The sequence below is a fragment of the Vibrio sp. V38_P2S17PM301 genome, assembly GCF_009904845.1.
GTDB classification, from domain to species: Bacteria; Pseudomonadota; Gammaproteobacteria; order Enterobacterales; family Vibrionaceae; genus Vibrio; species Vibrio proteolyticus.
On the sequence record NZ_WXWO01000035.1, the window covers coordinates 1 to 26,650 of the forward strand.

The 26,650-nt window shown below is 48.2% G+C and carries 25 protein-coding genes and 1 pseudogene; 11 read left to right on the plus strand and 15 right to left on the minus strand.

Going from position 1 to position 26,650, the window contains the following annotated elements:
• Nucleotides 1-153 precede the first annotated feature (153 nt).
• From CAG64_RS08035 to CAG64_RS08045, 3 genes are all read right to left on the minus strand, one after another.
• Nucleotides 154-1,524 carry an L-serine ammonia-lyase gene (locus CAG64_RS08035; protein ID WP_021705061.1) on the minus strand — a complete coding sequence of 457 codons (1,371 nt, stop codon included), beginning with the start codon at nt 1,522-1,524 and terminating at the stop codon, nt 154-156.
• A gap of 364 nt (nt 1,525-1,888) precedes the next feature.
• Nucleotides 1,889-2,542, minus strand: a complete 654-nt coding sequence (locus tag CAG64_RS08040) for a DedA family protein (RefSeq protein ID WP_161488477.1) — start codon at nt 2,540-2,542, stop codon at nt 1,889-1,891.
• Nucleotides 2,543-2,591: 49 nt separating this feature from the next.
• Nucleotides 2,592-2,999 carry a hypothetical protein gene (locus CAG64_RS08045; RefSeq protein ID WP_161488476.1) on the minus strand — a complete coding sequence of 136 codons (408 nt, stop codon included), beginning with the start codon at nt 2,997-2,999 and terminating at the stop codon, nt 2,592-2,594.
• Nucleotides 3,000-3,124: 125 nt separating this feature from the next.
• Here CAG64_RS08045 and CAG64_RS08050 point away from each other — a divergent pair, with 125 nt between their 5' ends.
• Nucleotides 3,125-3,676 carry a YdcF family protein gene (locus CAG64_RS08050; protein ID WP_161488475.1) on the plus strand — a complete coding sequence of 184 codons (552 nt, stop codon included), beginning with the start codon at nt 3,125-3,127 and terminating at the stop codon, nt 3,674-3,676.
• 250 nt (nt 3,677-3,926) lie between these two features.
• Here CAG64_RS08050 and CAG64_RS08055 read toward each other — a convergent pair whose 3' ends face one another.
• On the minus strand, nt 3,927-4,208 hold the full coding sequence (locus CAG64_RS08055) for a putative hemolysin (protein WP_021705065.1): 282 nt from the start codon (nt 4,206-4,208) through the stop codon (nt 3,927-3,929).
• Nucleotides 4,209-4,440: 232 nt separating this feature from the next.
• Here CAG64_RS08055 and CAG64_RS08060 point away from each other — a divergent pair, with 232 nt between their 5' ends.
• Nucleotides 4,441-7,341, plus strand: coding sequence for an HD domain-containing phosphohydrolase (locus tag CAG64_RS08060; protein WP_161488474.1), 2,901 nt, complete (start codon nt 4,441-4,443; stop codon nt 7,339-7,341).
• Between the two features lie 14 nt (nt 7,342-7,355).
• On the opposite strand, the gene CAG64_RS08065 is transcribed toward CAG64_RS08060, so the two are convergent.
• Entirely contained in the window at nt 7,356-8,372 is a 1,017-nt protein-coding gene (locus CAG64_RS08065) for a GGDEF domain-containing protein (protein ID WP_021705067.1), read from the minus strand.
• 220 nt (nt 8,373-8,592) lie between these two features.
• Here CAG64_RS08065 and CAG64_RS24090 point away from each other — a divergent pair.
• From CAG64_RS24090 to CAG64_RS08080, 3 genes and pseudogenes are all read left to right on the plus strand, one after another.
• A pseudogene (locus CAG64_RS24090) lies at nt 8,593-8,853 on the plus strand (FAD-binding domain-containing protein); the annotation flags it as partial.
• Complete coding sequence (locus CAG64_RS08075; protein ID WP_161488473.1) at nt 8,850-10,400, plus strand: cryptochrome/photolyase family protein; 1,551 nt, start codon at nt 8,850-8,852, stop codon at nt 10,398-10,400. The pseudogene CAG64_RS24090 and the gene CAG64_RS08075, both read left to right, overlap by 4 nt.
• Before the next feature lie 22 nt (nt 10,401-10,422).
• Nucleotides 10,423-11,136: an SDR family oxidoreductase gene (locus CAG64_RS08080; RefSeq protein WP_161488472.1), complete on the plus strand. Its 714-nt coding sequence runs from the start codon at nt 10,423-10,425 to the stop codon at nt 11,134-11,136.
• Between the two features lie 30 nt (nt 11,137-11,166).
• Here the strand turns inward: CAG64_RS08080 and CAG64_RS08085 are convergent, their stop codons facing one another.
• The 8 genes from CAG64_RS08085 to CAG64_RS08120 form a co-directional block, all read right to left on the minus strand.
• Nucleotides 11,167-11,322, minus strand: coding sequence for a DUF2256 domain-containing protein (locus CAG64_RS08085; protein ID WP_161451796.1), 156 nt, complete (start codon nt 11,320-11,322; stop codon nt 11,167-11,169).
• 69 nt (nt 11,323-11,391) lie between these two features.
• Nucleotides 11,392-12,576 (minus strand): choline ABC transporter ATP-binding protein, encoded by a 1,185-nt coding sequence (gene choV / locus CAG64_RS08090; RefSeq protein WP_161488471.1) that lies wholly within the window; start codon nt 12,574-12,576, stop codon nt 11,392-11,394.
• Nucleotides 12,577-12,579: 3 nt separating this feature from the next.
• Complete coding sequence (gene choW, locus CAG64_RS08095) at nt 12,580-13,428, minus strand: choline ABC transporter permease subunit (protein WP_040902519.1); 849 nt, start codon at nt 13,426-13,428, stop codon at nt 12,580-12,582.
• Between the two features lie 49 nt (nt 13,429-13,477).
• Nucleotides 13,478-14,416 (minus strand): choline ABC transporter substrate-binding protein, encoded by a 939-nt coding sequence (locus tag CAG64_RS08100; RefSeq protein WP_161488470.1) that lies wholly within the window; start codon nt 14,414-14,416, stop codon nt 13,478-13,480.
• A 42-nt stretch (nt 14,417-14,458) separates the two neighbouring features.
• Complete coding sequence (gene betA, locus CAG64_RS08105; protein WP_161488469.1) at nt 14,459-16,159, minus strand: choline dehydrogenase; 1,701 nt, start codon at nt 16,157-16,159, stop codon at nt 14,459-14,461.
• Between the two features lie 20 nt (nt 16,160-16,179).
• Nucleotides 16,180-17,640, minus strand: a complete 1,461-nt coding sequence (gene betB / locus CAG64_RS08110; protein WP_161488468.1) for a betaine-aldehyde dehydrogenase — start codon at nt 17,638-17,640, stop codon at nt 16,180-16,182.
• Between the two features lie 74 nt (nt 17,641-17,714).
• On the minus strand, nt 17,715-18,317 hold the full coding sequence (betI, locus tag CAG64_RS08115) for a transcriptional regulator BetI (protein WP_161488467.1): 603 nt from the start codon (nt 18,315-18,317) through the stop codon (nt 17,715-17,717).
• Nucleotides 18,318-18,584: 267 nt separating this feature from the next.
• On the minus strand, nt 18,585-19,484 hold the full coding sequence (locus CAG64_RS08120; RefSeq protein ID WP_161447433.1) for a DMT family transporter: 900 nt from the start codon (nt 19,482-19,484) through the stop codon (nt 18,585-18,587).
• 121 nt (nt 19,485-19,605) lie between these two features.
• On the opposite strand from CAG64_RS08120, the gene CAG64_RS08125 reads away from it, so the two are divergent.
• Both CAG64_RS08125 and CAG64_RS08130 read left to right on the plus strand, forming a co-directional pair.
• Entirely contained in the window at nt 19,606-20,088 is a 483-nt protein-coding gene (locus CAG64_RS08125) for a MarR family winged helix-turn-helix transcriptional regulator (RefSeq protein WP_161447431.1), read from the plus strand.
• A 15-nt stretch (nt 20,089-20,103) separates the two neighbouring features.
• Nucleotides 20,104-20,469: an MmcQ/YjbR family DNA-binding protein gene (locus tag CAG64_RS08130; RefSeq protein ID WP_161447429.1), complete on the plus strand. Its 366-nt coding sequence runs from the start codon at nt 20,104-20,106 to the stop codon at nt 20,467-20,469.
• Between the two features lie 5 nt (nt 20,470-20,474).
• Here the strand turns inward: CAG64_RS08130 and CAG64_RS08135 are convergent, their stop codons facing one another.
• A complete protein-coding gene (locus CAG64_RS08135) occupies nt 20,475-21,392 on the minus strand; it encodes a chemotaxis protein (protein ID WP_161447426.1) in 918 nt (305 codons plus the stop codon).
• Between the two features lie 182 nt (nt 21,393-21,574).
• Here CAG64_RS08135 and ppiC point away from each other — a divergent pair, with 182 nt between their 5' ends.
• Nucleotides 21,575-21,853, plus strand: coding sequence for a peptidylprolyl isomerase PpiC (ppiC, locus tag CAG64_RS08140; protein ID WP_021705080.1), 279 nt, complete (start codon nt 21,575-21,577; stop codon nt 21,851-21,853).
• Nucleotides 21,854-22,262: 409 nt separating this feature from the next.
• Here ppiC and CAG64_RS08145 read toward each other — a convergent pair whose 3' ends face one another.
• Nucleotides 22,263-23,189 carry an NAD-dependent epimerase/dehydratase family protein gene (locus CAG64_RS08145; protein WP_161489295.1) on the minus strand — a complete coding sequence of 309 codons (927 nt, stop codon included), beginning with the start codon at nt 23,187-23,189 and terminating at the stop codon, nt 22,263-22,265.
• Between the two features lie 316 nt (nt 23,190-23,505).
• Between CAG64_RS08145 and CAG64_RS08150 the strand changes: the two genes are divergently transcribed.
• From CAG64_RS08150 to CAG64_RS08160, 3 genes are all read left to right on the plus strand, one after another.
• Nucleotides 23,506-24,504 carry an acetoacetate decarboxylase family protein gene (locus tag CAG64_RS08150; protein WP_161488413.1) on the plus strand — a complete coding sequence of 333 codons (999 nt, stop codon included), beginning with the start codon at nt 23,506-23,508 and terminating at the stop codon, nt 24,502-24,504.
• Nucleotides 24,505-24,618: 114 nt separating this feature from the next.
• Nucleotides 24,619-25,053: a MerR family transcriptional regulator gene (locus CAG64_RS08155; RefSeq protein WP_161489296.1), complete on the plus strand. Its 435-nt coding sequence runs from the start codon at nt 24,619-24,621 to the stop codon at nt 25,051-25,053.
• Nucleotides 25,054-25,059: 6 nt separating this feature from the next.
• A complete protein-coding gene (locus tag CAG64_RS08160; protein WP_237668422.1) occupies nt 25,060-25,932 on the plus strand; it encodes a type 1 glutamine amidotransferase domain-containing protein in 873 nt (290 codons plus the stop codon).
• Nucleotides 25,933-26,650: the final 718 nt, after the last annotated feature.

The window sequence follows — 26,650 nt, forward strand, 5'->3', positions numbered from 1 at the left end:
GTTTTTGTTATCGCTTATTTAAATGGTTTATTTAAAAATAAAACAGGAAGAAATAATTAATAATTTTTCGTTGTTTATTTATTTTATTGTAATTATTAAATAATAAAGGCAGGTGCTGCCTGCCTTTATGGGGGAGATATTTGAAGGCGGTATTTATTCACATGGTGGTGCCATATGAATAATAGCGAGACCACCCAGTGATGTTTCTCGGTATTTTTTATTCATATCTTTACCGGTTTGATACATAGTCTCAATGACCTTATCTAAAGAAATAAGGCATTTACTGGTTCGTTTGAGTGCCATTCGGGATGCATTGATGGCTTTGACGGCACCCATGGCGTTTCGTTCTATACACGGTACCTGCACCAATCCGCCGATTGGGTCACAGGTCATACCCAGTGAGTGCTCCATGGCGATTTCTGCAGCGATGCACATCTGCTCGTTACTGCCGCCACGCAGTGCTGTCAGGCCCGCGGCCGCCATGGAGGAAGACACGCCAACTTCGCCCTGACAACCGACTTCAGCTCCGGAAATCGATGCATTAGTTTTGTACAGGATCCCGATGGCTCCAGCGACGGCCAAAAAATCTTTCAATTGTTTGGTATCAAGTGTTTTGATAAAGCGGTGGTAGTACATTAAAACCGCAGGTATTACGCCCGCGGCTCCATTTGTCGGTGACGTGACCACTTGACCGCCCGCTGCATTTTCTTCGCTGACGGCAAAGGCAAACAGGTTAATCCAGTCCATGATTTCCATTGGGTCATTTTCGATAGCGGCGTTCGCTTCAAGCTTTTTGAGCAGGTTGGGGGCCCGGCGTGTTACGTTCAGTCCTCCTTCCAGAATACCTTCGGTTTCAAAGCCACGTTCCATACAGCGGCTCATGACCCGCCAAATCTGCTCCGCCTTCTGGTCAATGGTATCCATGTCTTGAAACGCCAATTCGTTGCGCAGCACCATGCCGCCCAGGCTCAGCCCGTTTTGTTCAGCCAGCTCCAGCATTTCTTCGGCGCTACTGAACGGGTACTCCACGCTGACGCTCTCTTCTTTACTGCCGTGTTCAAGTTCATCGGCGGTGGCGATGAAACCGCCGCCAATCGAGTAATAGGTTTCGAAACCAACCTGATTACCGTGCTGGTCAAATGCTGTAATCGTCATACCGTTTTCATGCAACGGCAGGTTGTCACGATGGAACAGAATGTCACTGTCGTAGTTGAAGGTGATGATTTTGTCGCCGGACAACGCGAGTTTGCCGTCATCAATGGCGGTGCGCATCGCTTCATTGGCACTGGTAATTTTAATGGTGTCCGGACGGTTACCCAGCAGACCGAGAATGACGGCACGATCCGTATGGTGACCTTTACCAGTCAGAGATAATGAACCGTAAAGATCGACCTGAATACGCTCAACGAGCCGGAGTTGAGGCTCTATAAGGCGGGTAAACTGATAACCTGCGATCATAGGCCCATTGGTGTGAGAACTGGAAGGGCCGACGCCAATTTTGAAAATATCGAATATTGACAGCATATAATTTTTACCTACTACGACAGTGCTAAGGGCAACCACAGCGATACAACAGTACTGAGCATCAGGTGGGTTGTGCGAATAAGTGCTTCTGGTTATTTATAAATTTTAGTTGTTGGTCAGGCTTTTTGCTCTCTGGTGGTCTGACAGACTTCTCATGGTGTGTCATTGACCTTCGCCTGCTTTCCTACAGAGAACATTTAGTCAACTGGCCGTTTATTGAGCAAGGCTAAACCACGTTAGCACAACGACAGAGGTGCAAATACCGACGAAGTTTGAGGTTACTTAAAAAATGCTTGAGCGATCATTGTTTCTGCGGGGGAGGGATGGCTCAGACGAGCTGAGCCATAATGATAAGCCGGTGGCTTCAGGCACGAGTGCGTTTTTTCATCCACCAGCCAATCGTCACGCTGATAATGCCGATGGCGAGCGTGAACAAAGGGGCCAACATCAGTAGCATCGTTACGGGTTTGGACAACGATTCTGGCAGGAACTTAAGGCTATATCCCAGCAAGACCAGAATGGCAATCCATAATGCTGAACTGATGGCGGCGAGATGGATAATACGGTAACCGTTTTGTTCCCGTAGACCCATGACCAGAGGCACTAAGGAACGCACAACCGGCAGAAAGCGTGCCAGAAAGAGTGCCACCAAGCCGTACTTACCCAGCAATCGGTCGGTAGTGGTGAGATGTTGCTCGGGAACGTGTGTGAGCCATTGTCTTACACGCGGCCAGTATTGCAGTTGACGCCCCTGATAATACGCCAGCAAACTGCCCAGCCAGGCGGCGACCGTCAGCACCGCAATGATGGTGTACAAGTCGATGACGCCGAGTGCGGCAAGGCTGCCACTGAGTATAATGACACTGTCGCAAGGCAGAGGAGCCGCGGGTAGAAAAGCGCTCTCTAACCAGATGATTACCCCGATACACACGTATAAAGAAAGCATGCTGGTTTGCGTCAGCGCGTCGATGTTTTGATGCCACAAGGCATCCACAATATTGATTACAGAATGAAACATAGGCTTACCTGAAATTGAAATGGGAACAAATAGCGAGGTAAAGCGGTTATCAGGCCTGTAAGTAGCGGTATTGCAGGTGCAGGAATCGATAGCGTTTATGCCAGTGTCGGTCTCGGCATACGACCTGACGCAACACGACAGAGATCAGAGTCGCGAGCAGTAAAATCACGCAAGCCAGATTGGTCAGATCGCTGAGTAAATCACTGTCGGCTGAGAGCGTATTCTCATCCGGCGCTTTGCCATAGTGGCGTGAATTGGCAGCAGGAAGAATCGCTTGTTGGAGATGAAACGCTTCGTTTAACCAGTGAGAGGAATGGTGTTGTTCGGTCAGTGACTCTGGGGTGAACCTTGCTTCGCCACGCTCATTTTTTAGGTGTGGCAAGGCAGATGTCATCAGCGACATCAACATCACCACCAATAAAAACGGGCCTGCGCGAAACAGTTTACAACGCATCATACTTAACAACTCACTCCGGTCTGGCCCGAGTATGTGGCGGGAATCGAGAAAAAGCAACGCAAAACTCGGTTGGGTTGCCATGCTCTGCAATAATGGGACAAATCGGCCTTTACATTGGAATGGGTATGATAGACCGCTTAGTGATCGTGTTGGGTAAACGCTTGGTCGGCAATCAGTTAACGCCTGAAGGCGAAGCGAGAATCTGCGCCGCGTTTGAAGCGCTGAGTCATTGCGATGTGAATCGTACGGTGTTGGCAATATGCGGCGGCTACAGCGATAGTCAAACACAATCTGAATCGGCGGCGATGAAAACGCGGTTTGAGTCTTTGTGCCTGGAAACAGGATGGGATTTCCCGCCCGCTCAGGTTGTGATCGAGCAGCGCTCAACCAATACGATTGAGAACATGACCTGCATGGCACAAACGCTGCTTTCATCTGGCGTGGTCAATGCCAGTCAAACGATAGCGGTTACCTTGGTGTCTACTGATTACCATCTGAAACGGATTTTGATGGTCGAAAAGCAGATGCCCGAGCAGGGGTTACTGCGTCTTTTGATTGAGCGTTGCGCGCAGCATGGTTTGCATTTGGACATTAGCCCAGTCAGGCCCAACACGTGGCTGCGCCTTATCCGTATGCAGGCGAGCGCGGGCAGCTATTTGCGCTGGTTGATCAGTTAACACTTTATCGTGTGTTTCTGTAAGGTTATCAGAATCGCTGCTTTCGTGACAATGTCACAAATCGGCATCAGGCCGTATTTTATCAGACGCGTGATACGTTGAAGAGTGTCAGTGATCGCTTGAATGATGCGAAAGCACCAGCACTGGTGAGTGTGGCTGGGCTGTTAGGCGCTGGTGGGGAACTCGCTGAGGTCAAATCGAAAAAGGACACCCTGATGGTGTCCTTTTCTCATTCTTGCCAGGTGATCGATTACTGAGCGTCTTGCATCGATGTATTGTCGGCTTTTTTCTGATGTTCGCGGTAGTATTCCCACTGTTCAGTGCGGTCATTTTCAGAGAAAACACAGTAGGTGACGCGTTGGTCGTTCTCGGTGACGGTTTCCAGTTTGCCATCTTGTTGAACACAGTACACCGAAGCCGGGTTAGCGATAGAGGTATACTCTTTTACGTCGTATTTATCAGGTTCATTCGAACAACCTGCCAGCAGTGCAGCGGCTGCCCCTAGCCCCACCAATAGATAGGATTTCTTCATTTTGTACTCCAAGGTAACTGAAAGATTGGCCTTGCCAGTATAGACAACCTTATGAAAAACATTGTCTTAAGTGTGTCAAAAACGCCGAAGAGGTCTAAGAATTCGCCGACATATACCAGTGGCACGGCGCCAAAATTCCTTCAGTCGCAATTTCACGACAGCTGTTATGGTGAAAAAAGTCGCTAACTCCCAGTCTGTACTAAAGTTTTATGAACAGAGACGGAGTGCCGCAATGATCAGGGTCGACTATAAGAAACGTTTTTCTTTTCCGTTGCACATACACATATCGACGCTGTTTGTGGTGTTGATCCTCTGTATGAGCCTGACGCAAATCTGGCTCACTAACCGCAGTATGGAAAGCGTGCTGCTTGAGGCAAATAAAAAAATCTTTTCTCGGATTGCCAGCGAAACACACGGCACACTGAAAGCTCAGTATGATCCTGCCTTGTCCGCCATCAGTGCGTTCCGACAAGGTAACTTAGCCAGTGCCAGCTCTTTTAACCAGCGGATTGAATACGTGTATGAAATTGGCAGCTTGTTACTGGAGTACCCTCACATCACCTCTTACACCGTCAGTTATCCAAATGGTGACTTTTTTGTGGTGAGCCACCTGAGCACACCGCAATACAAAGAGGACATGAAGGCACCAGCACATGCCCGTTTCGTTGCCGCCAGCTCCAGCGTGTATTCCAACCGCTTTGTTATGGCGTTTTATGACACGGATTTTCATGAACTGTACCGGACGACTGAACCCTCCGACAACTTTGATCCCCGTACGCGGGACTGGTTCAAGCAATCTGTAGTTGAGGAAGCGCGCATCTCAGATCCGTATTTCTTCTATCGACTGCAAAAGGTGGGGCTAACCATCCACCGTAAAGCCGCAAATGGTACCGTGTTTGCAGCCGATGTACTGTTGCAGAATCTCTCCGACTCGCTGCGAGAAACCTTAGTAGAAAAGTCTTCTGTCAGGGTGCTGTTTGATGATCACCAACAGGTTTATGCCTTTAGCGACCCGAGCTATTTTGACGTTCAGAACCGTAGTCTCAACAATCGCCGCATTTATCTCAGTGATCTCAACTCCCCGATGATCACCAGCGCGGTACAACAGCAATCTAAAACCAACGCTCTGGGTGAGTTTGAATACAATGGGGAGCAGTGGTTCGGCGCGCTGGCGGATGTGGAGTTTTACCCAGGTAAAACATTACATTTGCTGATGGCGGCAAAATCGGATGAGCTGCTGCACCAGGCACAAGTGATTCGACGCAATACCGTGTATTTGTCGGTTGCTCTGATTTTAATTGTGATTCCGTTGGCGTATTTGATTTCGCAGATGATAGCAAAGCCGATTCGCCAGGAAACGAATCGGGCACGCGCGATCGAACGGCTCGATTTTTCGACAGAAAATGGCATTTACTCGCGCGTCAGAGAGATTTATCAGTTGCGTTCATCCTTACAAAGTATGCAGGCGACACTGCAACGCTTTGTGATGCTGACCAGCCGGATTGCGCATGAAGCGGACACTGACAAACTGCTGCATATGGTGTGTGACGAAGTGAGTGATGCGATCGAAGCCAAAGGCGTCTTTCTGTATCTGCTGGATTCCGAACATCATCTGCTGAAGCCCCGGCATGTTTGGTGGGAGGAGGCAGATCCTCTGGAGCTGAGTGCATTCGAAAAGAAAAACATGCCTACTCAACGCGCCAGTCATTTTGTTCGCGATGTTTTTATTGCCAAACAACGCACGGTACTGGGCGGTAACAAGGTGCGAGGTATGCCGTCGTCGGTGCTTAAATCCGGTGAGCAGGGCGATTACGTCTTCTATCCTTTGCTGGACCGACAGCGTCAGGTCATCGGCACTTTTGGGGTATTGTACAAAGGAGAGCAGCGACAGCAGTATTTGGAGCGCTATACCCACTATATCGAAATGTTGATCAGTTATTTATCGGTGACACTTGATACGCGCAAGTTACTCAAAGATCAAAAGGCGTTACTGGATTCAACCATCAAGTTGATGGCGAGTGCGATGGACACCAAATCCCCATATACTGGCAACCACTGTCAACGTGTCCCGGTGCTAACTGAATGGTTGAGTAAGGCGGCGCATGATTCCGATCGTGAGCCATTCAAAGCATTTTCGATGAGCCCCAACCAATTCGAAGAGTTACACATCGCGGCGTGGTTACACGACTGTGGCAAGATCACCACGCCAGAGCATGTGGTCGACAAAGCCACCAAACTGGAGACCATCTACAACCGGATTCATGAAATACGTACCCGGTTTGAGGTGCTTAAGCGCGATGTGGAACTGGAAGTATGCAGACGATTTCTACCGCCGGTACTGCCTGATGAAGCGATGCAAGAAATGGAGCAAAGAATGGGTGAACTGGACGAGGAGTTTGCCTTTATCGCGGACCTCAATCAGGGCGAGCAGTTTGTAATGGACGAAGATGTTGAGCGGCTTAAACGCATCGCACAACGAAAATGGTTGCGGACCATGGATAAGTCACTCGGATTGTTATGGGAAGAGAGCGACAGACTGGCCCAATCCACAGTGAAAACCCCAGACTTTGAACACTTGCTGGAAGACAAACCAGAACACCTGATTGCGTGGAAAGGCGATCGGACTCGTGACGCACGTTTTAACCTCCAGCCAACGCAATATCAGGCGAATCAGGGTGAGTTGTATAATTTGTCGGTCAAGCGCGGGACGTTGAATGAAGAAGAGCGCTTTATCATTAATGATCACATTGTACAGACCATTGTGATGTTGGAGTCATTGCCGTTTCCGAGTCACATGCGCCGAATCCCGCAAATCGCGGGTGGGCATCATGAGAAGATGAACGGGCAGGGGTATCCACTGGGGCTAAAAGCGAGCGAGATGCCACTGACTGCACGGGCTATGGCGATAGCCGATATTTTTGAGGCGCTGACCAGTACAGATAGGCCTTATAAAAAAGCCAAGACCTTATCGGAATCGCTGCAAATCATGACGCGCATGGTGGCCGATGAGCACATCGACCCGGATTTATTTCGTTTGTTTATTGAGTCAGGGGTATACATGCAATACGCGCGGGCATTTTTAAAGCCCGAGCAGATTGATGACGTTGATGAAGCTCAGTACTTATCGTACTGAGCGGGGCCGTTGGACTAGACTGGCATAACGCGATTTCGGCCGAGGTGTTTGGCCTCGTACAACTGCTGATCTGCCCGGTCGACCAGAGACAAAGCGCTTTCACCCGCTTCCAGCTCAGCGACACCAAACGACGCGGTGATATTGCCGACCGGATCGCCAGTACGTTTATTCTTGATTGACAGCTTTTCAATGGCCCGGCGCAGTGTTTCGGCGAACTGGCGTGTGATTCGCAGTGATTTGTTCGGCACAATCACGGCAAACTCTTCACCGCCATAACGATAGGCGGTAATGCCTTCACGGCAGGAGAGTTGCAAGCGACGAGCGAGACTCTTAATGATGGTATCGCCAAATAAGTGGCCATAGGTATCGTTAAAGCCTTTGAAATGGTCGATATCGAGCAGGATCAGACTCAGATTCTGGTTGGCCGCGCACAGCGTTTCCAGATCTTCATCAAACGCACGGCGGTTGTAAAGGCTGGACAGGCTATCGAATAGCGCGTCCTGCTGTACCTCAGCCAATTGCTCTTTGAGGCGACGGATCTCGCCACTGGCCGTGTTGAGCTGGCTGTTAAGAAAACGAGTGGAATGACGAATTTCACGTGATTCGGTCACCAAATCACGTACTAATCCCATCACGTCTTCAATGGACATGTTTCCGTTATGCGCTGCTTCGAGCTGATCAATTTTCTTATCAATCATCGTGGAAAATGCAGACGTATCATCCAGCGTGTCTGACATGGTGCTGGAGACTTCGTGCACCAGCACTTCGATATTCGAACGCAGATCCGAAATACTGGTCTCGGCTTTGGTTGCTACATAGTTGTTGTACAGCATTTTGTTGGTTGCTGGCGGGCAAATACCCAGCTTGTCCAATACGTTATCCATTTCCACTGTCAACTGTGGAATCGCATTGTCAACATAGGTATACCAAAGCGCATAATTTGCAGGAGTCGCTGCGACATGATTTTTCATCATCAGCGGCACTGCTTTCCGTAGGTTAGCAGTGGATTTTTTAAACTCGTCGTTGGCCATCTGTCGTTATTGTCAGGCAATCCTTTATTAGAACGCGTAGGTTACCCTAAAAATTGGCTATTTTCTTTAGTATTAGTAGGGTTTTTGAGAGGAATTAGACATTTATTTGATGTCTGATATTCCGGTGACTTTCGATCTCTGACGTTATCATTAATTTGTTGCAGTTAAACATGATCAAAACCAAAAAAAATGCGTAATCATTAGAAAAAGTTACTCATATTTATCATGGCAAAAACAGGCATTTATTGAATCGCAATTGATTGATTACGATGTGGCCTCAAACTGGGGAAATTGGCAATATCTAGCAGGAGTGGGCGCCGACCCAAGAGGGCATCGTCATTTTGATTTGGAGAAGTAGACTCAGATGTATGACCCGAAACAGCGATTTATTCAACGTTGGAAGGGGCGGGAGACTGTCACCGGTATTGACGGGCGAGATGTGGCTGACTGGCCGCGGGAATACCCGGGGAATTCGCAATGAAATTTCGGCGTGTGCGATTCATTCTCGGCGACCAACTCAATCACCAACATTCCTGGTTCGAGCAGGTTGACCCGCAGACATTATACGTCATCGCGGAACTGCACCAGGAGCAGAATTATGTCCTGCATCATGTTCAGAAGCAGTGTGCGTTCTTGGCGGCCATGCGTCAGTTTGCCAATGCGCTGACAGAGGCCGGTCATGAGGTGCACTACCTCGATTTGGACCAGACTGCACGCTACCGGGCTCTGACAGAGCTGTTGGCTGACGTCTGTCAGCTGGCTGGGGCCGAACTGTTACAATATCAGCGGCCGGATGAGTACAGGTTGTTGACTCAGTTGGCCGATTTTTCGCCGCCCAAAGTGGTTGTCGACTGTGTGGACAGCGAGCACTTCCTGTTGAATTTTGATGAGATTGACCAGCAGTTTCCGTGTGGAAAGCACGTACTGATGGAGCATTTCTATCGCCGCATGAGAACCCGATTTGATCTGTTGATGGATGAGCAAGGCAAACCGCTGGGTGGGAAGTGGAATTTTGATGCAGAGAATCGTAATAAACTTAAGATCAGCGACCTTGAGTCATTGCCTCAACCTTTGCAGTTTGCCAATGACGTCAGTGAAATCTTGGAGCGACTACAGCGTCATCAGGTCGCCAACTTTGGCCGGGCCGAGGTGGCTTTGTTGTGGCCGGTTAGCCGGGCTCAGGCGCTTACACAGTTGGCGCATTTTTGCCAGGTCTGCCTGCCAAACTTCGGGCGATTTCAGGATGCGATGACGTGCCAGCATCCGAGCCAGTGGAGTTTGTACCACAGTCGCCTGTCATTCGCACTGAATTGCAAGCTGCTCTCGCCGCTCGAAGTGGTTGAGGCAGCGATTGATACCTTCCATCATGCCAAAGGCGCTATCAGCCTGGCTCAGGTTGAAGGCTTCGTTCGACAGATCGTGGGCTGGCGGGAATACGTACGCGGTATTTACTGGGCAAATATGCCGAGTTATGCGAAGCGCAATCTTCTTAATGCCGGCCGACCGTTGCCAGAGTACTTCTGGAACGCACAAACACACATGAACTGCGTCCATCATGCGGTGTCGCAGTCGCTTAACTATGCGTATGCCCATCATATACAGCGCCTGATGGTGATCGGGAACTTTTCCATGCTCGCCGAGCTCAATCCGGATCAGGTGGATGCCTGGTATTTGGGCATCTATGTCGATGCTCTGGAGTGGGTAGAAATGCCTAACACTCGCGGGATGGCGTTGTTTGCCGATGGCGGCATCATTGCGACAAAACCGTATGCGGCCAGCGGCTCTTACATTAATCGGATGAGCGACTATTGCTCATCGTGTCGCTATCGAGTGAAAGAGCGCAGTGGTGATCTCGCTTGCCCGCTAAACAGTCTGTATTGGCGATTTATGGTCAAGCATCGCGACCAACTGGCAAATAACCCGAGGATCGGCATGATCTACCGCAATTGGGACAAACTTACGGCGGAGGCTCAGGATGCTATTCTTGCTACTGCAGAGAAGAATCTACAACGACTTGAGAGTTTGTAAGGTGTAAGGGGAACAGTGCTACATGGAGATTCTGATTGTTGGCGGAAATGGCGGGATTGGCCGAGCGCTGGTTAAGGAGGCATTATCACGATTTCCTGGTGCGAATGTGCATGCCACTTATCGCCGTGAATGCCCGGAAATGGTGGCCGCTAATCTTATCTGGCATCGGATGGACGTGGAAAATGAATCTTCGATCGAGCAGGTGGCTTTATCCATGACCCGTTTGGATTGGATCATCAATACCGTCGGGCTGCTGCATTGTGATGGTCAGATGCCGGAGAAGAACAGTCAGTCCGTTGAAGCGGGTTTCTTTATGCATAATATGATGGTCAATGCGCTGCCGACCTTGCTACTGGCTAAACATTTTCGTCCTCTGCTCAAAGGCAGCCGTCAGCCACTGCTCGCAGCGTTGTCCGCCAGAGTAGGCAGTATTTCAGACAATCGGTTAGGTGGTTGGTACAGTTATCGAGCTTCGAAAGCGGCCTTGAATATGATCATTAAAACACTGGCTTTGGAATGGTCAAGAACCCTGCCTGCCAGTGTGGTGGTGACGTTGCATCCTGGAACCACAGATACGCCGTTGTCGGCGCCATTTCAAAGTAAGGTTAAGGTTGCACCTGATAAGTTGTTTACACCCGAACGGGTGGCTCGCGATTTGTTGACTGTGCTCAGCTCTTTGAAGGCGACAGATAGCGGGCGATTTCTGGCGTACGATGGGAGCGAGTTACCCTGGTAAATGAGTAAGGCCGCATGAGCGGCCTTGAATTTAGTGCTTGTCGGCAGATTTCTGGCGAGTACGACGACAACGTTCAGAGCAGTACTTGACGTCTTGCCAGCAGTGTTGCCACTTCCGGCGCCAGTAAAACGGTCGTTGGCATACCGGACAAATCTTACTGTCCAGATGACATTTTACGTGTGCCATATGGTTGTTCTGACTCAAGATTACGGATGAATACTTGGTCAGTCATACGTGTCTCGGCCGCCTGACAGATCACGCCGCGTGTTCGCTTTGGTAATTCCCAAGTAGCGCGTTGTAGAAGTCGCTGTCGTCCAGTACCCCCACCAGTTGCTGATTTTCAACCAGTAGGATTGGGTGGCCGCTGCGATGCTTGAGTTCAATCGCGTCTCGCATATCAATGTCTGGTGTTGCGGCCAGCAGCATGTCTGAATTGATGTCCTCCAGGCTCATGCTGTCGTCCCAGTGCACCAGCGTCAGATCGCTATCGCTGTGGACATTAAATGCCGAGTTATCCGACTCCACCCAAGTTTCACTGCTCTGACAAACCTTCCAGCGGTTGCCCTGCTGTTCCAGTGCTGTGACTGGTTGCATCAGAGAACGGCCTTTTAGCACGTTGAGCGGGTTGGTGTGGGCAACGAAGTCTTTTACATACTCAGTTTTGGGAGTCAGAACGATCTCTTCCGGTTTGCCATGTTGAATCAGACGGCCGGACTCCATAATTGCGATGTTGTTGCCGATTTTCAGCGCTTCATCCAGGTCGTGGCTGACGAACAGAATGGTTTTGTTCAGCTTGCTTTGCAGCGCCAACAGCTCATCTTGGAGCTGCGCTCGGATAAGTGGATCCAACGCGGAAAACGGCTCATCCATCAGTAAGATATCGGTATCCATCGCAAAGGCACGTGCCAGACCGACACGTTGCTGCATACCACCGGACAATTCGTGAGGGAACTTGTCTTCCCATTCCGCCAGGCCGACCATTTCCAACTGTGTGCGAGCGCGCTTACGGCGCTCGGCTTTACTGACGCCCTGCATTTCCAGGCCAAATGCAACGTTGTCGAGTACGCTCAGCCATGGCATCAAAGCAAATTTCTGAAAAACCATCGAGACACGGTGGGTGCGCAGTTGACGCAGAGTTGCTTCGTCACACTGTGCTAAGTCAACCTGATTGTCTCCGTCTTTCACTTTAAGCGCACCACGGCTGATGGCATTGAGCCCGTTTACTGCTCTCAGCAGGCTGGATTTACCTGAGCCGGACAAGCCCATTAACACGCAAATTTCGCCTTCTTTGACGGACATGCTGACGTTGTCGACACCGACGACCTGACCGGTCTGATCGATGATTTCCTGGCGGCTTAAACCTGAGTCCAGCAGCGTCAGTGCTTTTTGCGGAGCGTCGCCAAACACGACGTCCAGTTGTTCAATTGTAATCGCGTCCATGGGTTAGGCCTCTTTGTTATTCTGATTCGGAGTTTTACACAGGCGGTCGAGAATGATGGCAACCAACACAATCGCTAAGCCCGCTTCGAAACCCTGAGAAATGTTCACGGTGTTCAGGGCTCGGATTACGGGTTTGCCCAGCCCGTCAGCCCCTACCAGAGCAGCGATTACTACCATAGATAGCGACAACATAATGCATTGAGTAATACCGGCCATAATGCTTGGGAGCGCCGCAGGCAATTCCACTTTAAACAGCAATTTCATTCGGCTGGCTCCGAAGGCTTTGCCCGCTTCCACCAGTTCTTCCGGTACACGTGTCATTCCCAGATAGGTGAGTCGGATAGGGGCGGCGATGGCGAATATGATCGTTGAAATCAAGCCCGGTACGATGCCTAAGCCGAACAAAACCAGTGTTGGGATCAGATAGACAAAGGTCGGTACGGTCTGCATCAGGTCCAGAATTGGCCGCAACAGGGTGTATAACCAGGGTCGATGGGATGCCATGATCCCAAGAGGTACGCCAATTAATACGGAAATCGTTGTCGCTGCAAACACCAGGACAAAGGTTTCCAGCATTTCTTGCCAGTAGCCCAGATTGAGTATCAACAGTAGTGCGGCGACAACAAAAACGACCAGAGATACTTTGCGATGCAGATACCACGCCAGCGCTGCCGTGATAGCGATAGGCAGTGCAGGGGGCATCCATTTAAATACGTCGACCAGGAATAAAATCACAGTCTCTAAGAAATACGAAATCGCATCAAACAGGCCGGAAGCGTTCATGGTTAGCCAGTCAACACCGGTCTCCATCCATTGGCCTAGGGGAATTTTGTGGTCAGTTATTATATTCACGGTATTACCTTTTGGACGGTGGATTTGCATCCACCGTCTCCTGTATGTCTTATGCGTTGTCCAGATACGTTGTTACGGCTTGAGTCGCCTCTTTGCCGTCGAGCGTCTTCACGCCTTTAAGCCAGGTTTGTACCTGTTCTGGGTGTTTCTTCAGCCATGCACGTGCCGCTTGGGCTGGTTTTTGGTTCTGGTTGAGGATGGCTTCCATCAACTCGTTTTCCATCTCAAGGCTAAACTTGAGATTTTGCAGCAATCCGCCGACGTTTTGGCATTCGGAAGTGTAACCTTTACGCACGTTGGTGTAGACGCTGGCACCGCCATAGTTCGGACCGAAGTAGTCGTCACCACCGTCGAGGTATTCCATATCGATGTTGCTGTTCATTGGGTGCGGTGCCCAGCCCAGATAAACAATCCACTGATTGCGGCGTACTGCGCGTGCAACCTGCGAAACCATGCCCGCTTCGCTTGACTCTACCAGGCTGAATGAGTTCAGTTTGAAGGCATCAGAGTCAATCATGGATTGGATCAGGCGGTTGCCGTCGTTGCCAGGTTCGATGCCGTAGATGCGGCTTTTGAATTTGTCGGCATTTTTGGCGATGTCGGCGAAGCTTTTCACGCCAGCATCGTACACGTATTTTGGTACGGCCAGTGTGTACTTAGCGCCTTCAAGGTTGGCGCGCAGTGTTTCTACCGTGCCTGCGTCGCGATACTTGGCAATGTCGCCTTCCATGGTTGGCATCCAGTTGCCAAGGAAGACATCAATATCACCGTTGGCCATTGAAGAGTAGGTGACCGGAACCGACAGCAGGTCGATCTTGGTTTTGTAGCCCATGCCCTTCAGCAGTTCGGTGGTGACGGCGGTGGTCGCGGTAATGTCCGTCCAACCAACGTCAGCAAAACGCACGGTTTCACATTGGTTGGCGTAGGCACCAAAGGCCGTCATCGAACACAGTCCGAAGGTGAGCAGAGTTTTTTTCGTCGTAGACATGATTTTTCCTTGTAATGATTACTGACTTTAAAGTGCTAAAAATTAAGAGATGTCTTCCAGCTCTCTTACTGGCGGATGAAGTCTTTGCTTGTCCTGCCAGTCAGGTGCAATCCATACGGGCACGTTGGATGGCGCCAATTCGGGTTTACCTAAAATGAAATCGGCTGCGCGCTCGGCCACCATGATGGTAGGCGCATTCAGGTTGCCGTTTGGAATGGTCGGGAAGACAGAAGAATCGACCACTCTCAGGTTGTTGATCCCGCGGACCCGACAGTGCTCATCCAGCACAGCCATTGGATCGTTGTCGCTGCCCATTTTGCAGGTGCATGACGGGTGATATGCGCTTTCCACGTTCTCTTTCACCCACTGGTCGATCACTTGGTCTGATGTCACTTCAACGCTTGGCTGAATTTCCGTGCCCCGGTATGCATCCATCGCCGGTTGTGACAAGATTTCACGGGTCAAGCGTATGCAGTCCCGCCAGTCTTGCTTATCCTGCTCGGTGGAAATGTAGTTAAACAGGATCTCCGGTTTAACGTGCGGATCACTTGAGGTAATGGCTACGTGACCGCGGCTTTCCGGTTTGTTCGGACCGACGTGAACCTGGAAGCCGTGTCCATCGAATGCTGCCTGGCCGTCATAACGCATTGCGGCAGGCAGAAAGTGGTATTGAATGTTTGGCCATTTCAGACCTTTGCGTGAGCGGATAAAGGCACAAGACTCAAAGTGGTTAGTGGCACCCAGCCCTTTGCGAGTCAGAATCCACTCTGTACCGATCAACCCTTTACTGACCAAACCCAGCTTGCTATTAAGCGTGATCGGCTGCTTACACTCATACTGAAAATACACTTCTAAGTGATCCTGAAGGTTTTGACCCACGCCTGGCAGATCATGCTCAACAGGGACACCTGCATTCTCCAGTACAGTCTTCGGGCCGATGCCTGACAACTGAAGCAGTTGCGGTGAACCGACCGAACCGGCACTGGAGATCACTTCACGTGCGGCGAAAGCTTTCATCACTTTGCCGGATTTTTCGAATTCAATGCCATACGCAGTGCGGTTCTCCATCAAGATTTTGCGTGCCACAATGCCTTTCATCAGCGTCAGGTTCGGGCGTTTCAACGCACGGCGCAGATAGGCATTTGATGTGGAGGCACGAACACCGTTTTTGACCGTCATGTGCATCGGCCCAAAACCTTCCTGCTGGTAGGCGTTGTAATCGTCGGTGTCCGGGTAGCCCGCTTGCTGACCCGCATCAATAAATGCCTGATACAGGGGATTTAACTGCATGTCATTGCCGTTGCAGGTGCCAAGTGGCCCAGCGCCACCTCGGTATTCGTTTTCTCCGCCAATCCAGGTTTCCGCGCGGCGGAAGTAGGGCAGACAAGCCTGATAGTTCCAGCCAGTGGCGCCATGGGTTTCCCATTCGTCGAAATCGCAGGCATGACCACGCACATACACCATGCCGTTGATGGATGAGCTGCCACCCAGCACTTTACCCCGTGGGCAGTGCAGGCGGCGTCCGTCCAACCCCGGCTCAGGTAGCGACTCGAACTGCCAGGCATACTTTTCCGTATTCATCGGATACGACAGTGCAGTAGGCATCTGGATAAAGATGCTGCGATCTGTGCCGCCGGCTTCCAGCAGCAGGACGCTATGCTCGCCGGATTCGCTGAGACGATCGGCCAACACACAGCCGGCCGAGCCCGCGCCGACGATAATATAATCGTAGCGTAGTTGCATAGTTGTTGTTCTCCGGAGGTTTAAGCGTAAGGGCTGGCGAAGTCGCCGAGCTCTATCAGCACGCTTTTCGTCTGGGTATAGTGGAGTAGGGTTTCCGGCCCGTTTTCTCGGCCGACGCCTGAGTGTTTGTAACCGCCGACCGGCATCTCTGCTGGAGAATCACCCCAGGTGTTGACCCAACAGATACCCGCCTGAAGCTGGTGGATAACACGGTGAGCGCGTGACAGGTTTTGAGTGAACACGCCTGCGGCAAGGCCATAATCGGTATCGTTCGCACGGCGAATTACTTCGTCTTCATCGCGGAACGTCAACACCGACATCACCGGACCAAAAATTTCGTTTTGCACGTGAGGCATGTCATCGTTGCAGTCCGTAAACACTGTTGGTGCGACAAAGTTACCGTTTTCCAGGCCGTGACCTGTGACGCGGTAACCACCGGTCAGCAGCGTCGCGCCGCTGGCTTTCGCGGCTTCAATAGCGCCGAGTACTTTTTCAAGATGCTCTGTCGAGATCAGCGCGCCAATTTGGGTTTGCATGTCCATAGGGTTACCGACAATCAGCTTCTCGGTACGGCTTTTCAGTTGCTCGATGAAACGGCCATACAGGCTTTCGTGAACAAAAACGCGCGTACCATTGGTGCACACTTCACCCTGAGTGTAGAAGTTAGCCACCATGGCCGCAGAAACAGCATGATCCAGGTTAGCATCGTCAAAGATGATCATTGGCGATTTTCCGCCCAGTTCCATCGTCACGGATTTGAGCGTTTTTGCGCTGTCAGACATGACGGTTTTACCCGTACCGGATTCACCCGTGAACGACACTTTTGCAATCAAAGGGTGGGCAGTCAGCATCTGACCGACACGGTAGTCGCCCTGAACTACGTTAAAAACGCCGTCCGGCATGCCGGCTTCAGTGAAGATCTCTGCAAGTTTCAATGCGGTCAGTGGGGTTTCTTCTGACGGTTTAAAAATCATGGCGTTACCGGCGGCCAGAGCAGGGGCGGATTTCCACATCGCGATTTGAATCGGGTAGTTCCACGCGCCGATACCGGCACAGATGCCAAGTGGTTCGCGGCGGGTGTAGAAGAACTGGTTTTCACTCAGCGGTTGTTGTTCGCCTTGCATAGCAGGTGCCAGACCAGCGAAGTATTCAATGACATCGGCACCCGTCACGATGTCCACTTCGGTGGCTTCCTGCAGAGGCTTACCTGTATCGAGTACTTCCAGCTTTGCCAGTTCGTCATTTCGTGCTCTAAGGATTTCGACAGCTTTGAGCAAAATGCGGCTGCGCTCTACTGGTGTCATGGCAGACCAAACTTGAAATCCACGCTGCGCTGATTCGATCGCTGCTTCCACGTCGGATGCCGACGCTTGACCGATTTCTGCGATGGCTTCGCCGTTGGCTGGGTTGTAGCTGATAAAGCATTCGCCTGAGGTCGCTTCAGTGTGCTGACCGTTGATGTATTGTGATTTCTTTTCCATATGCATGCTGACTTAATTTATTTTGATTTAATGATGGAGTTGTCATAACTCTCGTCTGGCGACCGGAGGCTCAATCAGTGAGCCTGGCCGGCGTAAAACGTGAGTTGTTTGTCCAGATAATCGTTGATGATGGTTCGGGCTTTATCTGCGTTAATACCGTCGGGGTTGAGCGCCCCGCGCAGCCAGATACCATCAATCAGTGATGCAATGCCGTGCGCAACCATCTCTGCGGTATCACCCGGCAACAACGCTTTTAATTCAATTCGTAAGTGAGAAAGCAGACGTTTCTCGTTCACTCGCTGCAGGCGCTTTAATTCTGGGTCATGCATCGAGTAGGACCAGAATGCAAGCCAGGTTTTCGCGACTTTATTTTCTGCCTGATAACCGACGAAGTTGCCGTCGATGATGGCATTGATACGTTGTAGATGCGCTTCTTTGGGCAGAACTCTTAACCGAGAGGTTACCGTTTCGGACAACTGACGCAGAATGGCGCGCATGGTCTCTTCCAGAAGGCCATGTTTGCCGCCGAAGTAATGATTGATAATACCAGTCGACACGCCGGCCTCCTTGCTGATCAGGGAGATGCTGGCATTGTGTAGACCGACACGTTCAATCACGGTCATGGTGGCATTCACCAGTTGTGGTTTTCGGATGTCTGGCATACCGACTTTTGGCATTGTCAGGTCCTTTTTATTTTTAATTGAACGATCGATTAAATATAAAATGCCTCAATTATCATTAGAGTTCAAATGATAATTTTGATCGATAACCATGCTTGTGTTGAGTGGATAGGATATTAAGTTGTTTTATAACAATGGCTTAGTGTGTGATTTGATGATTTGTTTAGAGGTGTAAAAATTTGATCTGTGTTGACATGATAAGCAGAATCTTTCGTGTTTTAACGAAATCAGGCTCCGTGATTGGAGCCTGTGAAAAGGGGGGGATCAGTGTTGGGTAGCTTGGTTATTTTCGCGCTTTGGGTGGCGAAGTGCCATGATGGCCTGAGGCAATAGAGACATGACAATCATGCCGATCATCAGGCTGTACTGGAACGGGCTGAACGATTCGTTCATCAATAGCAGGCCAGTGACGATGCCGGCAATCGGGTTCGCAATGCCGCCAAAGGTGAAATCCACCACTGACATACGCTGTAACAGCCAAACGTACATGCCGTAGCCGAGCGCGGTATTGAGACCAATAACCCACATCAGGCCGCCCAAATTACGCAGCGAGAAGTGTTCAACGACGTTCGCGTATTGCTGTGGTACCATGATTGCGTGCACACCAGATGCGATGCTCAGAATGATTCCTCCAAGGATCAGCTGCCAGGTGAGCACTGTCCACCAATGCATGCGATTGCCCAGAGATTTGGTGATGCTGCTGCCAATCACAATACACATAATGGCAGCAAACATTGCGCCTAAACCAATGGGGTTGAGCGAGATGGATCCGGGATCAAACAAGAACCACGCGAGAACGATCAGCACTGCACCGCAACTTGCTTGAATACCGTTCGGACGGCGTTTGCTGACCAACCAATGATACAGCATGGCAAAAACCGGGACGGACACCATTCCAACACCTGATATGGCCGAAGGCAGAGTCAGCGCCATAACAAATATCAAGCCGAAGAACGTGGCAATATTGATCAGGCCAAGCACAAACAGAATCTGCCAGTCTTGTTTTTTAGGCAGAGAGGGCCGAACCAGCAGCAACAGCAATCCAGCGGGTAACGCACGGAGTGCACCCAGCAACAGTGGCGGCCAATCGGGCAGAGTGAACTGCGTTACCGCATACGTCGTTCCCCAGAAAAACGCGGGGATCATTGCGAGTAGTATATTCATTTAAATATATCTTTATATCGAGATAATTTTGTGGTGAATGTAGCGCTAAAAGTTCTGTTTGTAAAGTATCTTTATGTTAAGATATTCACCGCTACAATAAATCACAGGCGGAGAATATTTGATGGACGCAATTGATCGTTTGGTGGATCAGTGGGCAAGAGAGAAACCAGAAATGGACACCGAACCGATGGCCATTATGGGGCGATTAATGCGCATCGCCAAGTACATGGAAGGTCAGGTTGCTGATCTGCATAAGCAGTATGATTTGAAACTTGGTGAGTTTGATGTGCTGGCCACTCTGCGCCGTAGTGGGGCACCTTATCGGCTTACTCCCTCAGAATTGATTGATTCGATGATGCTGACTTCAGGTGCAATGACAAATCGTCTTGATAAGCTGGAAACAAAAGGTTTGATTGCCCGTGAACACAGTAAAGAAGACCGCCGTAGCGTCACTGTTCAGTTGACACCTGACGGTTTCACACTTATCGACAGCATCATTCATGAACACCTTGACGTGCAGCACCGGTTGGTAAAAAGTCTTACTGCCAGCCAGAAAAAGCAAGTCAACCAAATCCTTAAAGTGTGGCTGGCTCAGTTCGAATAAATGTCAGGAGAGCACATGAAAATCAGTCAGTTGGAACTGCAGCTTAATCAGTATATGGGTGCTGAAGGTTCATATCCGTTCGGCCCGGAAGCGTTAGTATTCAAAGTTCGCGGCAAAGTATTCGCCATCCTGGCTGAACGGGAAGGAAAAGAGTACGTCACGCTGAAAGCAAAGCCGGAAGATGGCGAGGTGCTGACTTCCCAATTCAGTGATATAACGCCGGGTTACCACATGAACAAGCGTCATTGGATTACGGTCTATTTTAATGGGGATGTAGAGGACGGTATGGTCGCAGATTTGTGTGAACGCTCATATCAACTTGTCGGCCGTTCGCTCAACAAAGCGCAGCGAGAAGCTCTGGGTTTTGCACCCAGAGCTTAGGGACATTACGCAGTGGCACGATTGCTTTCAAGTGTCGCTGCGCCTCTCAGCATGGCTTCAATCAATTCGCCAGCGTTGAATTTCTCCAATGCTTCGTGCGCCCCGACCTGATGAGCTCGGTCAAGGCAGATTTCGCTGGAAAGGGATGTGTGCAGAATAATATAAGCCTGACTTAGCGACTTGTCGTTCTGAGTTTCAAATGCGAGTTCGTACCCATCCAGCCCCGGCATTTCAATATCACTCACCAATAAATCTATCGCTTCACCCTGTGCGGCGGCATCACGCATCAACTCAATCGCGTCCATCCCATTCTTACAGATCCGATAAGGGATATTGATGCTGTCGAGTGCATCGGACAATTGCTTACGTGCGATGGAAGAGTCGTCTACTAGCAGAATATTGAGTGCTTTCAGGCGCTCGCGCTCAATGTCTGTCAGCATCGGGATTTTGGCCGACTCGTACTGCGGGTAAATCTTAGACAGCAACAGTTCAACGTCCAGCATCTGCACGATTTTGTCTTCATAACGGGTAATGCCCGTGACAAATATGTTGTGCCCGGCACTGGTGGGGGCCGCTTCAATTGTGCGCCAGTTGCACTCAATAATCTTTTCTATCGAGCGGACCATAAACGCCACTACGGTTCTCAGGCAGTCGGTCACGATAAGGTAGCAATTTTTATACTCTTCCGGTTGAATCGCGCGAAATCCTATCGCTGCGGCCATATCAATGACCGGAATCGTTAGATTGCGAATCGTTACCGTACCAACAACCAGATGATGAGAATAGGGGATCTGAGTCGTTGGCATATAAGGCACAATTTCCCGAACTTTGAGGGTGCCAATAGCAAACAGCTGCTTTTGCATGTTGAGTGTGAACATCAACATGCCTTGAGACTGGTTTGCTTTACTGATTGTTTTTGCCATAACGGTTCTCAAAACTGATACTTATGAATCATGTTACCCGAATCCTGGTCAGGTTGAAATCGGCCTGCAAGCAATAACCGGACTGAGTGCGGTTTTATTGATCTGTGCAAAGCTCCGCACAGGGTGAAGTACACCAAAACTTAGGCTACAATCCCCGCCATTGCATTTAACCGGGGTCTATCATGGCACAGACAGCAGCAGCACTGCATATATTGGTGAAACACAAAGAACAAGCTGAAGACATCATTAAACAGCTAAAAAAGGGCGCAAAATTTCAAACGCTTGCGAAGAAACATTCGTTGTGCCCCTCAGGTAAACGCGGCGGCGATCTTGGCGAGTTCCGTAAAGGCCAAATGGTGCCACAGTTCGATAAAGTGTGCTTCTCTGGAGAGACTTTAGTACCTCATTTGGTGAAAACCAAATTTGGTTGGCATGTTGTAAAGGTGTTGTATCGCACGTGAGGTTTAGAGTCTGCGTAGTCATTTTAATCTGACGGACGCATGCCTTAAACATATCTGTCCTGACTCGAACATGATCTAACATCATGGTAAGCATAATTTGAACTGCCATGATCAACTCATTTATGCCCCAAAGCAATTCAGAGCAAAAGTTCTCGCTTACTTCGATCCTTGTAATTTCCCCTATCAAAAGTTATCCGAAGGAGTTTGGAGAGCAGCTTTTTTTGAAATTATAGGGCATCATGCAATCTGATCTCTGTTAACTTTCATTAACCTATTGATTGCACGTTGATCTGGTATTAAAAAGATTGCATTATAAGAATATGAAAGGCGGCTAAAAGCCAAAAGCTTACTCTTTCATGTTAAGTTAATCGTGAGTTGAGTAAGCTTCCTTGGCTTCCGACCAATTCCGTTATTTATTTGAGAGAAGAGTTTTCTCTAACCCCTCTCTATACGTAGTTATCTTGAATTCTGGAAATCTAGCCTTGAATTTTACAGAACTAAATAGATTATCTACTTCGTAGCGAGGAAGTAGCTCCAGGGTTTCTCGGACCGTTGAACTAGCCAAACTTACTAGCTTCAATTGCCATTTTTTCAGTACTTTATAGTTACAATCTTTACCAAGTATTTCGCTGGATAAATCCACTAGTTGTTTATAAGTGAGTCGATTGTCGTCACATGGCAGGTGCCAAGTTTGACCGTAAGCATCGGGGGTATTGCCCAAAAGAGCCATAGCTCTACTTGCATCAGGTGTATATATTAATGTTCTTAACGTATTATCACTAATAAATACTTTGCCAGACTCACCTGCTTTAAACTTATCTAGAATGGTTGCGTTAGTAATGCTTTGGGTTTTTCCTGGGCCATAAAATTCTGGCGCACGACAAATCAGGGCTTCAATTTCCCCACTGCTCATTGCTTCGAGCAATAGATTTGCTATTTGTCCTCTAACTCGGCCTTTCTCTCCGTAAGGTTGAAATGCAGTAGTTTCAGTCAGCCACTCGGATGTCTGTGGGTACATATACGTATTATCAAAAAAGACTAATTTCGCGTTGTGCTTGACACAAGCAGCAATAACATTGCGCATCATGATCGGAAACTGTTCAACCCAGAGCTTAGTTTCAATTGGCAGCCCCGCAGTAAAATACACTATGTCAGAGCCCTTAACCGCCTTGTCTGTTTGCTCAGCATCTAAAAGATCCGCGCTCACCAGTGTTTCTTTGCCAGTGATTTTTCTAGGCTTACGGCTAACCAGTCTTATCTCATCAGTAAAATTTTCATTTAATGCCTTCGCAAGTTCGGTACCAATTTGTCCGTTAGACCCTAATATCGTTTGCATAAACTTTAACTCTCCAATTTTCAGTGTATTTGGAGCATAACGTTAAAGTGCACTTTAAAGTCAATGCTTGAATTTTATATTGATAGACTTATGACAACGTTAGCAACCAAAGACCAGTGGTAGGTTTGTTAAAGTTTAGGATAAATTCCACTTAATTTAATTTTGAGGATTGACCTTAAGGTTTGGTTTAAGGTTAGGATTTTAATCAAAGCTTTTATATAAATGCTCTCGATCCTATATTCTGAAAATATAAACATTAATTTTTTCAGTAAATTATAGTCAGGAGCCATTACAACCATCAAGGATACACTCTAACATGACATTTGACCTTTTATCCCAGAAAACTAGGTTCGCTTGTGGTCTTTTTCTAAGCTCACTTGTTGCAGTCCCAAGTCTTGCAGCGGAGAATGAAGACGTTACCAATATCAATCTTGCCGGACATGAAGTACCGGTATTGAAAGATGGCTTGTATGACCGCTACCGTTCTAACCCGCCTCTATCAGTGATACACGAAGAAGCACCAGAAATAGACCTAAGCTGGTTTGAAGGAATAGAAAAAACTAAGGTTGATGCTGGTTTCGAAACATATTCACCAAACTTCTATTACTCAAACACGCGAATCACTGCTGTGTTTACCGCTGATTTAGATCGTTTAAAAGAGTTGATGCCAGAAAAAGTACTCAGCGAAGTGCAACCGTTAAGTGTTTGGCCAGGCCGAGGACTGGTAGTCCTTACTGCCTACGCCTACCACTATTGTGACAATGATACCTACAATGAACTAGCGCTTTCAATCATCACAAACAAACCAGGTAATACTAGTTGGGGGCCATTTACTCTTGTCGGACAATCCATGTCTAAAGATTACTGGGGATACGTTTTAAAGCTTCCAGTAGATACGGAATTAGCCCGAGTTCGTGGTGTCGTTGGCTACAATTTACCTAAATGGTTAACTGAAATTAGCTACGACAACAATGATAAGACCATTCAGTTCAATATTATTGATAGTGAAACTGGGAAAGTTGACCTCACTATGACCGGCAATAAGTTAGAGGTTTCTGATTCTGAAGAAATCGTGACGAATCATTTCACAAACATCGATTCAAGTGGTGAGTTAATCTCTGGTTATGCCGTATCAAGACAACTTGCTCACGCTTCAACGTCAGATGATGATGAATTTAGCTTGACTCTAAGTGATGGAAGCCTGTCTGAATACATAAAGTCTTTAAAGTTAGGTGAGATGTTGAAATACGAATATGTTCCCGAGTTTCAAAGTGCTCTGTACACACCTGAGCCTTTGAGTGAAGTAATAGAGTAACATCATCTCAGCTTATTCTCCTTTAAATAAAGTACCTGTTGCATAGTTGAATCGCATTAAGTAAAAACTGGACTAAATTTACTATTACTACCGTTAAATTTGTAAGATAAATATATGAAAATTGGTGAACTTTCAAAAAGAACTGGATTAGCTGCATCCAAGATTCGATTCTACGAAGATAGAGGTCTTCTTACTCAGGTAAATAGGAAATCGAATGGCTACCGCTCGTATCCGCCAGAAGCCGAGCTAGTTTTAAATCTGATCATTACTGGTCAAAATGCAGGGTTTAGTCTCGATGAACTGCAAAAACTGTTGCCTTCTGATTTAGAACGTTGGGATCATCACTCTCTGGTGGTGGCTCTTCGAGAAAAGTTAAATGACATAGAAGCGCTGGAGAGGAAGTTAGCTGACAACAAGGCACAATTAACAAAGATACTCAGTGAGATTGAATTTAAGCCAACTGATATAGATTGCGCTGACAATGCTAAAAGGGTTTTAGGTCAAATAGGATTAACTGATCCCAAAGCTTCTCACGAGAAAGGTGATTAAGAAGTGATGTTGAATAAAGCTGTTGTTTTTAGTAAAAGCCTGCCTTTGTTGGGCTCAATTAATAGAACGTTAATGGCGAGAATTTTTCTAAAAAACTTACTTGGGACGGTACTAGTACTAGTTGTTACGACACTTATGGGATGCACCGTTATGGATGATAGAAAGCTAACAGAAAATATAGATACCACTCGTAAGATTCTGATAATCGTTACAAATCACGAAGACTATCCTACTCGGGAAGATAAAACTGGTTTGTGGCTAACAGAATTAACACATTTTTATGATGTTGTAAAAAGTGCTGGATTTGATGTCGAAATTGCAAGTCCGAAGGGCGGGGAAACACCTCTAGACGATAGAAGTCTGGGGTGGCTGTATCTGGACAAAGCTGCAAAGGCGCATCTGAGAGACCCAGACTTTAAAGTTAAGCTTGAAAATACATTTAGTGTCAATACCTTGAGTGCGGAAAACTATACAGCGATCTACTTCGCTGGCGGTCACGGCACAATGTGGGACTTCAAAGATAATACTGACCTCAAAAAAATTGCAGAAGGGATATATTCACAAGGTGGATATGTTACCTCCGTATGTCATGGCGCCGCAGCACTTCTCAACCTAAAGACTTCAAATGGTAGGCCGTTGGTTGAAAACAAAAAAGTAACTGGTTTTTCAAATAGAGAGGAGTGGCTTGCTGGCTTAGACGGGGAGGTGCCTTTTTCTCTAGAAGATGAACTACGAGCACGTGGCGCAAAATTTACCAAGGCATGGGTACCATTTGTTTCATATGCTATCTCGGATGATCGGGTCATTACTGGTCAAAATCCAAGTTCAGGAAAAGCCGTTGCAGAAGAGTTGCTCGACCAAATGAGATTGAATAATTAAGCCCCTTTGCTATAGAAGCAAGACGTCCTGGAGACAATTCAATGTATATAGATAATATCACTATGCCGATTGTTCATGGAGTTCACTTGTGTTCAACGATATTTGACTGCCTAAATAACCAACAAGGGCGAGTTCGAATACAAGCTAATTCCAGACCTTTCTCATATTGATCACACGGCACACAATGTCAATGGTATCAAAATAGAAGCTGTCGAGTACGTTGACACTGAACGATACAAACTTGTGTATTCGTACGACTGGGAACTATATCGCGGGTGCTCAGACATCCACGATACTGATGTTGAATATGATAGTGTCATTTTTAAAGTGACAAAAGATGGGTTTGTAGACATAGATGATTTAAAAGTCATTGAGCGGGACATCTCTGATGAACTTTAAATCATATTGGTGTTCCAAAGGAGCTTTTTCTGGTAAGGAACTTAAGCGAGCCTGTAAATAATTCTGTGTAACTGTCTTGGTTACATATAATCTGTAAGTCTACCTTCGAACATAATCATAAAGTGTATTAGTTCCGACTAGATCTGACACTTCAATTTGAAAAGAAGAGAGTTACCCACTTTGATTAAAGGTGCTGAATCCGTAATCAAAGACAATAAGAGGTAACTCTCATGCTTCATACTAGCAACCCAATCATCAAACACAAAGCTGGCCTACTCAATCTTGCAGAAGAACTCGGCAATGTGTCAAAAGCCTGCAA